Below are 12,553 nucleotides of genomic sequence, written 5' to 3' on the forward strand. Positions count from 1 at the left end.
CTTACCCTGCCTGACCCACCAACTGGACCAACTCGGCGGTACGGTTCACGTAGCCCCATTCGTTGTCGTACCAAGCGTAGATCTTCACCTGGGTGCCATTGATCACCATCGTCGACAACGCGTCGACGATGCTGGAGCGCGGGTCGGTCTGGAAATCGATTGATACCAACGGCTGGGTTTCGTAACCCAGGATGCCGTTGAGCTCGCCCTCGGCGGCGGCCTGCAAAAACGCGTTGACTTCCTCGACCGTGGTCGGCCGCTCGACCTCGAACACGCAGTCCGTCAGCGAGGCATTGGTCAGCGGCACGCGCACGGCATGACCGTTCAACCGCCCCTTCAGTTCGGGGAATATCTCGGCGATCGCGGTGGCCGAGCCGGTCGAAGTCGGGATCAGGCTGCTGCCACAGGCCCGAGCGCGGCGCAGGTCCTTGTGGGGCGCATCGACGATGACCTGAGTGTTGGTCAGGCTGTGGATCGTGGTCAGGCTGCCATGGCGGATGCCCAGCTTTTCGTGGATCACCTTGACCACCGGCGCGAGGCAATTGGTCGTGCACGAGGCAGCCGAGACGATGCGGTGCTGGGCCGGATCGAAGCGCTGCTGGTTCACGCCCATGACGATGTCGAGCGCGCCGGCCGACTTGACCGGTGCAGTGACGACCACACGCTTCACGCCCTGGTCGAGGTAGGGCCGCAGCACGTCGGGTTTGCGGAACTTGCCCGAGGCCTCGATGACCACATCGCAGCCGGACCAATCGGTGGCGGCGATGTCCTTGTTGCGGGCCACCGGGATACGGACGCCATCGATCACGAGGGCATCGCCATCGGCGATCGCCTCGTGCTGCCAGCGGCCATGGATCGAATCGAAGTTCAGCAGGTGCGCCAGGGTGGCCGCGTCACCGGCCGGGTCGTTGATCTGAACGAAGGAAAGCGCGGGATTGCCCCAGGCGGCGCGCAGGGTCAGGCGCCCCATGCGACCAAAGCCGTTGATGCCGATGCGTAGAGTCATGGTGGCGTGCAGTCGAAAGGAAGACGAAAGGTATCAGGTGGACGCCGTGCCGATCTCGCGGACGCGGGTCTCCAGCACCAGGCGATCGAGGGCTTCGACCTTCAGCGCCATCAGCAACGCGATCCGGTGCTGCAACAGATGAAGTGCATTGGTGAAGGCGCGGCGCACCTGGTCCTCGGTGCCGGTGACTTCGGCCGGATCCGGGACGCCCCAATGCGCGGTGATCGGCTGGCCGGGCCACACCGGGCACGTCTCGCTGGCGGCACGATCGCATACGGTGATGACGATATCCATCTGCGGCGCATCCGGTTCGGCAAACTCGTCCCAGGCCTTGCTACGCAGGCTGTCGGTCGACAATCCGACGTCCTGCAATACCTTCAAGGTCATCGGATGGATCTGGCCGCGCGGCTGGCTGCCGGCGCTGTAGGCATTGAATCGTGTCTTGCCCAGTTGGTTGGCCAAGGCTTCGCCCATGATGCTGCGGGCGGAATTGCCGGTGCACAGGAACAGGAGGTTGTAGCGACGGCTCATGACAGGGTCTCGGGGTTGGGCAAATCAGGGGCGCGCTTCGTACCACGCCTTGGAGGCGGTCACGATGCGTACGACGGACAACATGACGGGAACCTCGACCAGCACGCCGACGACGGTCGCCAGCGCCGCGCCGGAGTGGACGCCGAAGACGCTGACGGCGGTGGCCACGGCCAGTTCGAAGAAATTGCTGGCGCCGATCAATGCGGAAGGTCCGGCCACGCAATGGGCAACACCGAACTTGCGGTTGAGCCAGTAGGCCACCCCGGCGTTGAGATACACCTGGATCAGGATCGGCACGGCCAGCATGGCGATGATCAGCGGTTGTGCGACGATCTGCCGACCCTGGAAGCCGAACAACAGAACCAGCGTGACCAGCAAGGCGCCAAGCGAGACCGGCCCCAGTCGCTTCAGCAGGGCTTGCAGCGCCGCCTCGCCACCTCGCTGCAGGATCCAGCGACGCAGGACCGCGGCGATCAGCACGGGCACGATGATGTAGAGCTCCACCGACAGCAGCAGCGTCGACCATGGCACGGTGATCGACGAAATGCCCAGCAGCAAGCCCACAACCGGGGCGAAGGCGAACACCATGATCGCGTCGTTGAGCGCGACCTGGCTGAGGGTGAATTGCGGCTCGCCCTCGCACAGATTGCTCCAGACGAACACCATGGCCGTGCATGGCGCCGCGGCCAGCAGGATCAGCCCGGCGATATATGAATCCAACTGATCCGCCGGCAGATAACGGGCAAAGACGTGGCGGACGAAGAGCCAGCCCAGCAGCGCCATCGAGAACGGCTTGACCGCCCAGTTGACGAATACGGTGACGCCGATGCCTTTCCAGTGCTGCTTGACCTGTCCCATCGCGCCGAAGTCGATCTTCAGCAGCATCGGGATGATCATCAACCAGATCAGTACCGCGACCGGCAGGTTGACCTTGGCGATCTCCATCGCGCCCAGCGCGGCAAAGCCGTCGGGAAACAGGTAGCCCAGTCCGGTGCCGACGACGATGCACAAGGCCACCCACAAGGTCAGGTGGCGCTCGAAACCGCCCATGCGCCGGGAAAGCGGTACCGGTGAAGCGATCGTCTCGTTCATGCCGCGTCCTTCCTCCGGCGCGTGGGCTCGCACACCTGGCTTGGCAGGCAGTTCGTGGCACCGCCACAGCAGTTGCGGGTCAGGAAGGCGATCAAATTGGTCATGGCCTCGAAGTTGGCGCGATAGCGCTTGAAGCGACCGCGCGCCTCGCACTCGATCAAACCGGCACCACTGAGCTCCTTCAGGTGGAAGGTCAGCGTGGCGCCGGGCAGCGACAGGGTCTCGGCGATCTCGCCGGCCAACCGGCCTTGGGGACCTGCCTCGACCAGCAGGCGGAAGACCGATAGCCGGGTGGTCTGGCCCAAGGCGGCGAGCGAGAGGGTTGCGTCTTTGATTTCCATTTTTCTAAAATAATCGAATATACGAAGCGTAGCAACCCGCGATGACAGGAAAACGACAGCCTGGCTGGCACTGGCCTCACCTTCTCCTGCTGGCCGGCTTGCCGCTGGTGGCGATGGTCGCCATCCGCCTGCATTTGCCCACCACCGCAGTACTGTTCGGCTGGGTGCCTAGCTATTCCGCGGCACTGCGTGATCTCTTCGCTTTTGGCGCCTTGTTAGCTTCGACCAGCTTGACCAGCTCTTTCTTCTTGCGCAGGGACAGGCCGTTCCACTGCAGCAGAAGTTCAGCGAGCAGGTCGTCCTCGGTATAGAGAAAGGCCGGCGGGATGCCCAGCACCTCGGCTAGCCGCTTAGCCCGTTTGAGCTGGGGTTCGTGCTTGCCGCGCTCGTATTGATTGATTGTGGGAGAGGCCACGGCAGGATCCAAGCCGGCAAGCACACCGAGTTGCGTCTGCGACAGGCCTGAGCGCTCACGCGCCTGGGCCAGTCGTAGCGCAAAAACCGGGTATTTTGCCGTTCGAGTCGTCACTACCACCCCCTAAGGAAGCCTTAAGGATGGCGGAAGTGACCGGTTCTTGGATACTAAGTTATTCTTAGAGCCCCAACAACCACCTCTGCCCTACATGGCGTCGCCCGCCCCCGCCACCGTCGATGAACTCGGGCTAAGAGGATGCCTGTACCTATGGGCGCTATTGACTGGGCAGGAATACCGCCTACCGATCGCGCAGACCAAGCGGATGACCCTGGTAGCTATGGGGTACTTACAGGAGCGCGGCGTCATCGAAGTGCCTTGGCCAGAGGCACGCTGGGAACTAAAGCCCGATGCCCGGATCACGCCGATCGAAGGCTTGCAGTGGCATCTGTCCTGGGCCGTGTATGAGCCGGAGCGGTTGGTCGATGCGCTGGATGACTACTTCAACTCCCTGGAACGCGACGACTTTACGACGGCAGAACGATTGCGGCTTTGGACCGAACTGGGATCCGCCGAGGCCGAACGTTTCTTCGAGCAGCAACTGCTGAAGCATCGGTTCTCCGGTGAGTGGGCACAGGACATCGCGTTCGCCTATCGGGAAAGCGGAGTAGTACTAACGGTAGCCCAGTGGCGCTACTGTGCCTGGGCGGCAGTACGGCGTGGCGCTTCCATGGCCATGCAGCACGGACCCCAGGTGGATGGCCTGCGCGACACGATCTATCAGGAAATACGCCGACGTGCGACTTCAGTAGCGAGCGGCACGTGGGATGGCTGTTCGTTTCCGCCCTTTAACCCGCAACCTGAAAGCGCATTGGGTCGCGGCTTCGTTCATAGGCTGACGCGCTTGGGACAACTCTATTGGACAGGGTGGCCAAGTACAGAGGTGTTGATTGGCCACGGTCTCGAACATTGTCGTGTTTAACAGATGCTGCGGATCGTGACGGTTCTGTCCCACTCATTTCGCAACGCGTGGCTAGGTCATCCAAACTGCACAATCAACGCAAATCGATCCCCCGAATTATCAGCTGCAGCCGGGTGTTGCCGCGGTAACTTTGCGCATCCAGACAATAAGCAAACGTCACGCTGACTCCAACACTGACAGGAGGGTTCCCCTCTTTGTTGGCTCCAAACCAGACCGCATCGATGTCAGTTGCGCTGTTTGAGAGCCGTAACTTCAAGTGGGTTCCGTCGCCAATCAGGCGCATATCGTTCACGCGCCAAGTACCCATGAATATTGGCTGCTCGAATTCTCGGCCATAGGGCTCCAACGCCGACAACTCGCGTACATGATCTAAACCAGGTGCTTCGAGCAACCCGTCAACTAGCAGATACGGTGATGGCAGTTCTTCGCCATAGGCTTCTTTGACACACGTATCCCATGCATCAACCAAGGTGGGAATATCGCTTCGCTTCACCTTGAGCCCGCCCGCACCACGATGCCCGCCAGCGCTCAACAATAGGCCTGGCCAGCGTTGTTTAATTAATGTCAGCGCTTGCAGGACGTTAACGTGCGGCGTTGTTCGTATTGATCCGGTGGCAATGCTCTCGTCACTCGCAAGCGGCGATAGGCATATCGTTGGCAATCCGAACTGCTCCACCATTCGAGTGGCGGTAATACCGTGAACCCCTGCATGCGACCGTTCCCCCAGCCATAGACAGAGTCCGAGTCGCCCATCGCGGATACCGGCTTTAGCCAAAGGTTCTGCAATACTGCGCAGTGTCGCTTCAATGTCCTTTCGCTCGCGATTGTTGGAATCAAGTTCCTGGAGGATGCGGAATGCCTCCTCCTCGCTGGTGGCACACAGAAACTCCACCCCCAGCATGGCATCGGTTAGCCGGCCTCTAGCATTTATGCGTGTCGCGATCTGAAATGCAATATCGGCAGCTGTCCAGTCCCCTTCCTTCTTTAGCAAGCGGCGCATAGCTTGCCAACAAGGTCGCGGCTTCGAATTCATCAAACGGAGCCCGCGCTGCACGATCATTCGATTGTTTAGCGAGTACGCAAGAGACGACGCGTCCGCAATGGTCCCAACCGCGCAATAATCTAGAAGATCAGAGACACGTGGCGATTCCGGGGTTAAAGACCCACGCTCAATTAACAGCTCGCGAGTAGCCGCCATGACCAGCAATGCGGTATGGCAACCGGCTATCGCCTTATCTGGAAATTTGCTATCGCGCCGCACCGGGTTCACCACGGCATGAGCTGATTGCGGCGGCCCTTCTTCGGGAATGCCGTGATGATCCGTCACCACGACGGAATGGCCAGCAGCGACCAACCGGGAGATTCGCATCTCATCGGTACTCCCCTGATCCGCCGTAATAATGCACGTGCTTGGCGGAAGCTGAGGGAGCATGCGATCGACTAGCGCATCGCTGAGGCCGTACCCCTCGATCATCTTATGCGAGAGAAAACTATAGATTCGGCCAACCGGATACCCCATCGCCACTAGAGCGTTTTTGAGAATCGCGTGGGAAGTGGCGCCATCAGCATCGTGATCAGTAACCAGAGCAATTGGTGTGTGCGCAGAGATTGCGTCGGCAAGGTGCCCGGAGGCCTTATCAATGTCGGGCAATGCGTGCGGCCCATCGATCTCGTTAGGCGATGGGATAATTAGGGAGCGAAGCTGCGAGAAGGAAACCCCATGTAATCGACCTGATATCACCCGCGCCTGCAACGGCGTATAGCCGAGACTAATGGCCTGCTCCTCCACAGGCTTATCGCGCGATCGATCCTTAAGCATCATGTTTGTGCTGTCTGTCATCGCCCAGGCTTTCCTGCAGAAGGCTTGATTGGGAAGACATTGCTGCCTGCCTTCCGACTCTTGACTGCAGAAATGTCACCCCCACAGAACAGGCAAGCTGAAGCCTCCTTGCATTCCTCTGCCAGAAGCGGGGTCAGCAAAGGCGTTATATCCGCGGAGCTGTGGTGAAACCGCCTATATATTTCGACATGATGCTGTCGAAGCGCTTGAACTTGACGTTGAGCCACAGCTAGTTCTTCTTGCAGCCGTTCGTTTTGAGCGCGGAACAGCGCAATCAATGCTTCGCCTGAAGTAGATCGGCGCCCTGCCTTCAACGATTTCAGCGTTTCCGCTACAACATGATCATAACGCCTTAGAGTCGTTCTCGATGCGGGCACACGTGCCGAAACCTCGCTCGCATTGAATACGTAGCCCTTCCCGAGCTTCGCCGCCTCATCCGCCAACTCATGAATTACCGTGCGAATGCGACCAGACAATTCTTCACCGCGAAGTTGTTTTCTCATTTCGCTACAACCTCGACTCCGAGCCCCATCTGCTCCAGCTTGAGGGTCGTATTACTGAAAATACGCAGGTAATGACTGAACATGGGAGACTCCGAAGGAATAACTTTCAGCGCCACCTGCGCCTCGCTACGAAGGCGTCTGATCTCAGCGACATGCCCAGAATTGTTGCGATCTACGATCAGATGCTCGCAAGCGCCACTATTCTCCTCACTATCTCCACCGCAGGTGAAACAGCTGAGATAGTGTGGGCACGGGTTCATTGCCCAATTTAGGGTACACAGACCGTGCGGCATGATGTTTATCATTCGCAGTGCACCCGCCAGATATTCCTCCGCTTGCTCTCTAGAGATATCCGCCAGACGCGAATATGTGTCGCTGATCTCGCCGACGATCACTCCGTCTCGCACGGCATTCCTTAAGCGTTCTGCTCGCTCTTCGCTCGACGTTTGGTCATATGTGGCATTCTGACCGACGTCCTTGCGACCAAAGATCAGAGCAATCTGCTGCTGACTAAGACCGCCTCGCTGATACTGTGTGTTGAGCCAGTGCCGCACGTCATGCCAAGTAAACTTGGCGATCTCGCCTGTCCTTGGATCTACAATCCCGAATCTCTGAAAAACACTAATCTTTGTTTTTCCATCATTTCGACTTAGCCACCGCGCCAAGTCGGTGACGGTGACCGCTAGAAAATCGCTAGTGCGAGAATTTCCACCCCGGCCGCGCCTGCGGAGCAGCAACGCCTCGTGAGCTTCCAGGTATGACTCTCCCCCTGGGCCTCTAATGAGGGCAAATGATCGTTTGAATTGGGCCTCCAGGCCTTCATCTCTAACCGGATTCGGATAAAACTCTCCTCGCAACTGCATTTCTCTGGCGTCTTGAATGATCGCTCGGACAGACGGATACAGCTTGTGTGTTGTGGTTCGCGCGCGCAGCTTGAATTGATTCTCGTTAATGAGTCGAGGATCGAAATTCCAACTGCGTATTTCCTTCCCCTTGCAGGTCATGGTGCGGAGCTCACCTGCGCGGGCGGCACGCTGCTCGGCCAGCATCCTTTCCAGGCTCATGTACGTCACGCCCAGTCTGCGACCTGCTTCAGACTTATTACCACCGCACTCCTCTAACGTGCCGATCGCATCGATCAGCTTCTTCTTGAACTTGTGCCAAACCGCATCGGGATTAATGAGCCGATTGGCTGGATCTGCGGTCCATTCGTGCGCGAATTTTGATGTGAAGTAGCATGCAGCCGCCTCATTGGAAGACACCTTAAGCCAATCGACTGGCTCATTCTCACGCTGTTGCGCGGCAAGCTTTCGCAAATCCTCGGTGGAAGATTTCAATGCGGAAACAGCGGCACGGATTGCCGGCACTAGACTGGGAGGCACCACCTTTGGAACGGGACGCCCTTTCTTCTCGGGGAAGTACAGCAATTGCAAGGCGCCATCGTGCTCGATGAGACAATTTTCCGGCAAATTCGCCAACTCGCCCACACGAAATCCGGCCCCGACATCGATAGTGAAAATCTGCAGATAGAAGCGATCGATGTCACTTATATCGTCTCTTGAATTGACAGCAATCAGGTCGCGTATGACCTCGTCTGGCATTAACTTTTCATGGCGACCTGCATCATTGCCCTTGCGCCCGTGCTTAGCTGGCTTCTTCATGCCGGAGACGTAGCTCAGTCTCGATCGCGTCCGCAAATTCAGCCACTTCGCGAACGTCGCGAGCACCTTGCATAGTCCGTATGCGCCCGCAGCTGCGCGATTCTTTCTGATCCGCCGTTCTGCAGCGTAGAAATCTTCGTTCTTGAGCGTGTCGAATGACCGTGCCCCGAGAACTTCCCCTAAAATTGCCACGACCGTTAAGCGGGCCTGAGCCGAACCTTCTCCAAGATTTCGTGTCATCCGTCCATGGAGAATCCAAATCTTGCATGCCGCCTTCAAGTTGGCATGAACGATCTTGTCAAAGTAGAGGTATCTGCTGATGCCATTGCCAGGACGTAACACCCATGAAATTACATTCCATTGATCCGATTCGAATGACGCTCCAGGCGGAATCAAGGCGAGCAAATGCGACCCCAACTCCGAAATTGAGGAATCCGCCGTGTGCTCATGCAGCCAACGAGAAAGTGCGGCCGACATCCTAATGCCCCTCTTCAATAGCCGTGATCACGTCTTTGATCCCGGCGTATACCTGTTCAAAATCCTTGCCCAATTTGCTGCGCTCTTTTCCAGCCTCGGCATGGCTCCATCGTTCATGTTCGCGCTGGACATACTTCATTGAAGCGCTGTGATCGCCATCCCGCCACGCTTGAAAATGTGGGCATCCTCCGTAGCACGCCCAAAACGGATGAGTTGGGCACGCCCCGCTGCTGCCACATGAGCCAACGACAGCGGGGGCGCCCGAGTGAAAATCGGAAACGAGAATTTGCTTCTCTCCTAACGCAGGTACAACCACGCCTTGAAAGAAGGCCGCATTAAGACCGGCGAATAGCCCGCCTAGTGCACGGTCTGCTCGCTCGATGGCAGGCAGCAACTCCGAAGCCACCGCATCAATGTAGGCCTGAGCCGATGTAGGATCATCGTGCTCGAAGATTGTCTGGATTTCGTCTCGAGGAGTACCCTGCATGGCAAGACGCGTTCCGCCGGTATGACGAACGCGCTTCGCTCCAAAAACAAGTACCTTTCCAGTCCTTGGACTGACGATATTGCTTTCAATACTCCATCGACGCAGCAATCTGGTCATGGTGCCCGTAGGTACCTGCCCATGCTCATGCCACTCCATCGGAAGTTCTAGACCGTATTGATCGCGCGAACCGATAGTGGTTGCATTTCGATTGTTGCCGCCTTGTTTTCTGCCTGGCACGACAATCAATCGGTCGAATTTTTCCTGTAGAGCCAAGAGTAATGGGCGGTCGCCCAATGCCTGTATCGATTTCCCCAGCGCCTCGCTTACAGGCCACAACTCGGCAACATCGCCCGTTTGCGCCTTTACCTTCGGAATTCTTAAAAAGTATTGCCAGCGTTGCCCCTTATAGGTGACCAAGGCATCTTTGCGCATACCAAGTAGTTGCAGTGGACGCTTATAGGTCTCAAAGAGAATCCAGCCAAAAACCCGGATAATGCATTCAACATCAGATTCATCACCTACGGGCATGGCCAATGCGCGTCGGGCCAGTTCCGACTCCCCCGACGTGTATGCCCCAGTCTCTGCATTCCAGGTCAGTACGTCCTGCATGCCCGCCGGTTGTGGCCACGCGACCCATTCGTCCATTTCCAGTGCGATAGCTGGGCTCGCTCCCGCCATTGATCGCTGAGCCATCTCCCTATAGAAGATTCGGAGCATTGTTCGAGCTTCTTTTGAAAGCAGCACCCACATTGCTGCCCATTCCTTGATGGACAGAGCGCCAAGCCCACCTGAAAGCTCTATCCCCAGACTGTTTGCCGCCATAACAAGGCCATGCAACATCCGATGCACGTGCTGCGCCCACGACGCGGATTTGGTTCGCAATTGCTCCAATGCAATAACTTGCAAAGGCTCAACAACAGCATTTGACAGTCCGCCCTGTCGCCAATCCAACCTCCTCGCTGAACCACCCAGGCTGAACCGCCAGACATCATCCGTTACGTCGATAAACACTGGGGCGTCTGGATTGAATTCATTGCGGACGAATTTGCGTCCGTCCGAACCTTCCCACAGGCCAGTTTCATGGTTCTGCATCATTGCAATGCCGTCCATGACCAGTTCTCATTTTCGGATCGCATCACTCCCTTCGCTCGGTCGGCTCGAGCACGTCTTGAATAGATCTCAAGGCTCTTTTCGCTCTCCCAGCCACCCCAGTACACAAGATCCTGCAGTTCCTGATTGGTCTTGGCGCGCAGGTACATCCGATTGAAGAAGGCGTGTCGTGCCAGATGCCAGTGGAAGTTGATGCCAGTTGCCGCCTTGATCGCGGACGCCACATCATTCGCAGTGCTGATAGAAAGCGGCTTACCGTTCGTTGCTACGATCAGGAATGGATGGGGAAGGACCCACCGATATACCTGGCGGCCATGCTCCTTGACCGAGGCGCGACGAAAGCGAGTCGTGTATTGGGCAATTAGATGCGGAAACCTGGTCTCCTTCCATAGAAAGCGAAGGTCGCGACTTAGGGTTTTTGGCCTTGGGGCATGCGCTCCTCTCGAGTCAATCACTCCGTCGTCACGCTCTTCGATCCTGACGACACTAATGTAGTTGCGACCCAACGCCGGACAGTCCTGGAGCCTCAGGCTTAGCACCTCACCAAGTCGCAAGCCGAACTCAATCGTCAATCTCCAAAGTAGATAGTCCCGCCATGCAATATCTTGGCCGACGTTCCTACTTCTATTTTCAGGTAATAGAAATTCTTCGATCCGCGCCAGTTCTTCGTCCGTCAGATCTGGCGCTACTCTCTTCTTCCGCGTCTTGATCCGTGTCCTTGTCCACTCGCGACCTTGCGAGTTGGCAAGAAGTTCGATTTGCATAACGCGTTCTGCGACTGCTGAATTCGATGTCGCATACTGAGTTATGAAATGCACACAGATTTGTCGGCAGAAGTGCAGGGTCTGGTTGTGTGTGGTTCTCGATTCAGGCGTGAGCCTTGCTTTCCCGTCCTCACCTAGCCGTACCCGCAACCAGGCCGAGAAAGCGGAGATCTGCGACGGCGCCAAGCCTTCACCACTCAGGAGTTGTGCATCCAAGTCAACGCCGCGCTCGTCAGCCCATGAGTACAAGCTTGCGATCCCGTATAGCGATCCTGACCTTGTCTTCTGCGAGTCGCTCTTCTGAGCGAGATGCGTTTCATAGATGGACGACGCGATCGGCAGTCGACCGGATTCGCGATGCATCAAGACGTACCGGCTGGTTGCGTCCTGATCCAGGAACGGAATCACCCTATACGCCAAGCTAACTCGGTCAGGCCTCAAAGTGAACACCTATGAAGTTTATATCATTGATATAAATAGACTTATCTATAAGTCCAATACATGCCGCGCCTAAGACGTTAACGAAAGTTGCGTAGAAGGGCAACCAGTCAATATCCCTCTCAGGATTTAGGGGGGCAAAGACCGATCTAGGGCAGGTCTAGGAGCTTTGACCCTAGAAGAAAGTGTCCAGATCCGCCCCCACCTAAGTCTGCGATGGTGCCCACGGCCACCAGATCGAGCAGTGTGGAAAGATCGGGCTCGCCGTGCGCTAGGTCACCTTGCTCACGCAATTTCTTCCGTAGCGCCAATAGCACGTAGAACATCACCCCCATGCCGGCCAGCATCTTGCTGGGGAAGGCGTCGCCTCGCAGATTGGGATTGACGATGGCGTCGGCCGGCGGCAACGACTCGCCGGGAAGATGGTGATCGGTGACCAGCACTTTCCAGCCCAAGACCTTGGCTGCCGCAATGCCCGCATGGCAGGCGATGCCGTGGTCGACGGTCACCAGCAGATCGGGCTGCAGCCCGGCGAGTTCGCCTACCAGCGCCGGCGACAGGCCATAGCCGTGCAACATGCGGTTGGGCACCGCCGGGGTCACCCGCGTTGCGCCGAGCATGCGCAATCCACGCACGCCGACGGCGCAGGCCGTGGCGCCGTCGCAGTCGAAGTCGCCGACCACGACGATATGACTGTTCGCCGCTATCGCATCTGCGAGCAAGGCGGTGGCTTCCGCCAGCCCGCCGAGGGTTTCGGGCGGCAGCAGTTGCGCCAATTTAGGCTGCGCCTGTTCCAGGCTGGTCGCGCCGCGTCCAGCGTAGATGCGGCGCAGCAGCGGTGAAAAGTTGTCCGGCCAGCTTCCCGCCGCGTCGATCTGGCGCCGACGGATCCTTGGGGTTTGAGCCACG

General features: G+C 57.8%; 11 protein-coding genes and 1 pseudogene. 1 reads left to right on the forward strand and 11 read right to left on the reverse strand.

The window, feature by feature from the left end:
* Position 1: 1 nt before the first annotated feature.
* From CSC73_RS02610 to CSC73_RS02630, 5 genes are all read right to left on the reverse strand, one after another.
* Complete coding sequence (locus CSC73_RS02610) at positions 2-1,006, reverse strand: ArsJ-associated glyceraldehyde-3-phosphate dehydrogenase (RefSeq protein ID WP_162456375.1); 1,005 nt, start codon at positions 1,004-1,006, stop codon at positions 2-4.
* A 33-nt stretch (positions 1,007-1,039) separates the two neighbouring features.
* Positions 1,040-1,537: an arsenate reductase ArsC gene (locus CSC73_RS02615; RefSeq protein ID WP_130522615.1), complete on the reverse strand. Its 498-nt coding sequence runs from the start codon at positions 1,535-1,537 to the stop codon at positions 1,040-1,042.
* A 24-nt stretch (positions 1,538-1,561) separates the two neighbouring features.
* Positions 1,562-2,629, reverse strand: a complete 1,068-nt coding sequence (gene arsB, locus CSC73_RS02620) for an ACR3 family arsenite efflux transporter (protein ID WP_379655385.1) — start codon at positions 2,627-2,629, stop codon at positions 1,562-1,564.
* Complete coding sequence (locus tag CSC73_RS02625) at positions 2,626-2,970, reverse strand: ArsR/SmtB family transcription factor (protein WP_130522616.1); 345 nt, start codon at positions 2,968-2,970, stop codon at positions 2,626-2,628. The genes arsB and CSC73_RS02625 overlap by 4 nt, the downstream gene beginning before the upstream one ends.
* Before the next feature lie 172 nt (positions 2,971-3,142).
* Complete coding sequence (locus CSC73_RS02630) at positions 3,143-3,499, reverse strand: helix-turn-helix domain-containing protein (protein WP_130522617.1); 357 nt, start codon at positions 3,497-3,499, stop codon at positions 3,143-3,145.
* A 208-nt stretch (positions 3,500-3,707) separates the two neighbouring features.
* On the opposite strand from CSC73_RS02630, the gene CSC73_RS02635 reads away from it, so the two are divergent.
* The gene (locus CSC73_RS02635) at positions 3,708-4,364 is read left to right on the forward strand and encodes a hypothetical protein (protein ID WP_163838874.1); all 657 of its coding nucleotides are present in this window, start codon (positions 3,708-3,710) and stop codon (positions 4,362-4,364) included.
* A gap of 73 nt (positions 4,365-4,437) precedes the next feature.
* Here the strand turns inward: CSC73_RS02635 and CSC73_RS02640 are convergent, their stop codons facing one another.
* The 6 genes and pseudogenes from CSC73_RS02640 to CSC73_RS02665 form a co-directional block, all read right to left on the reverse strand.
* Positions 4,438-6,204, reverse strand: coding sequence for a single-stranded-DNA-specific exonuclease RecJ (locus CSC73_RS02640; protein ID WP_130522619.1), 1,767 nt, complete (start codon positions 6,202-6,204; stop codon positions 4,438-4,440).
* Positions 6,201-6,707 carry a hypothetical protein gene (locus CSC73_RS02645; RefSeq protein ID WP_130522620.1) on the reverse strand — a complete coding sequence of 169 codons (507 nt, stop codon included), beginning with the start codon at positions 6,705-6,707 and terminating at the stop codon, positions 6,201-6,203. The genes CSC73_RS02640 and CSC73_RS02645 overlap by 4 nt, the downstream gene beginning before the upstream one ends.
* A complete protein-coding gene (locus CSC73_RS02650) occupies positions 6,704-8,845 on the reverse strand; it encodes a hypothetical protein (RefSeq protein WP_162456376.1) in 2,142 nt (713 codons plus the stop codon). The genes CSC73_RS02645 and CSC73_RS02650 overlap by 4 nt, the downstream gene beginning before the upstream one ends.
* 1 nt (position 8,846) lies before the next feature.
* Positions 8,847-10,442, reverse strand: a complete 1,596-nt coding sequence (locus CSC73_RS02655) for a site-specific integrase (RefSeq protein ID WP_163838875.1) — start codon at positions 10,440-10,442, stop codon at positions 8,847-8,849.
* The gene (locus CSC73_RS02660; RefSeq protein WP_130522623.1) at positions 10,424-11,614 is read right to left on the reverse strand and encodes a tyrosine-type recombinase/integrase; all 1,191 of its coding nucleotides are present in this window, start codon (positions 11,612-11,614) and stop codon (positions 10,424-10,426) included. The genes CSC73_RS02655 and CSC73_RS02660 overlap by 19 nt, the downstream gene beginning before the upstream one ends.
* A 236-nt stretch (positions 11,615-11,850) precedes the next feature.
* A pseudogene (locus CSC73_RS02665) lies at positions 11,851-12,552 on the reverse strand (DHH family phosphoesterase); the annotation flags it as partial.
* Position 12,553: the final 1 nt, after the last annotated feature.

The organism is Pseudoxanthomonas sacheonensis, from assembly GCF_010093305.1.
GTDB classification, from domain to species: domain Bacteria; phylum Pseudomonadota; class Gammaproteobacteria; order Xanthomonadales; family Xanthomonadaceae; genus Pseudoxanthomonas_A; species Pseudoxanthomonas_A sacheonensis.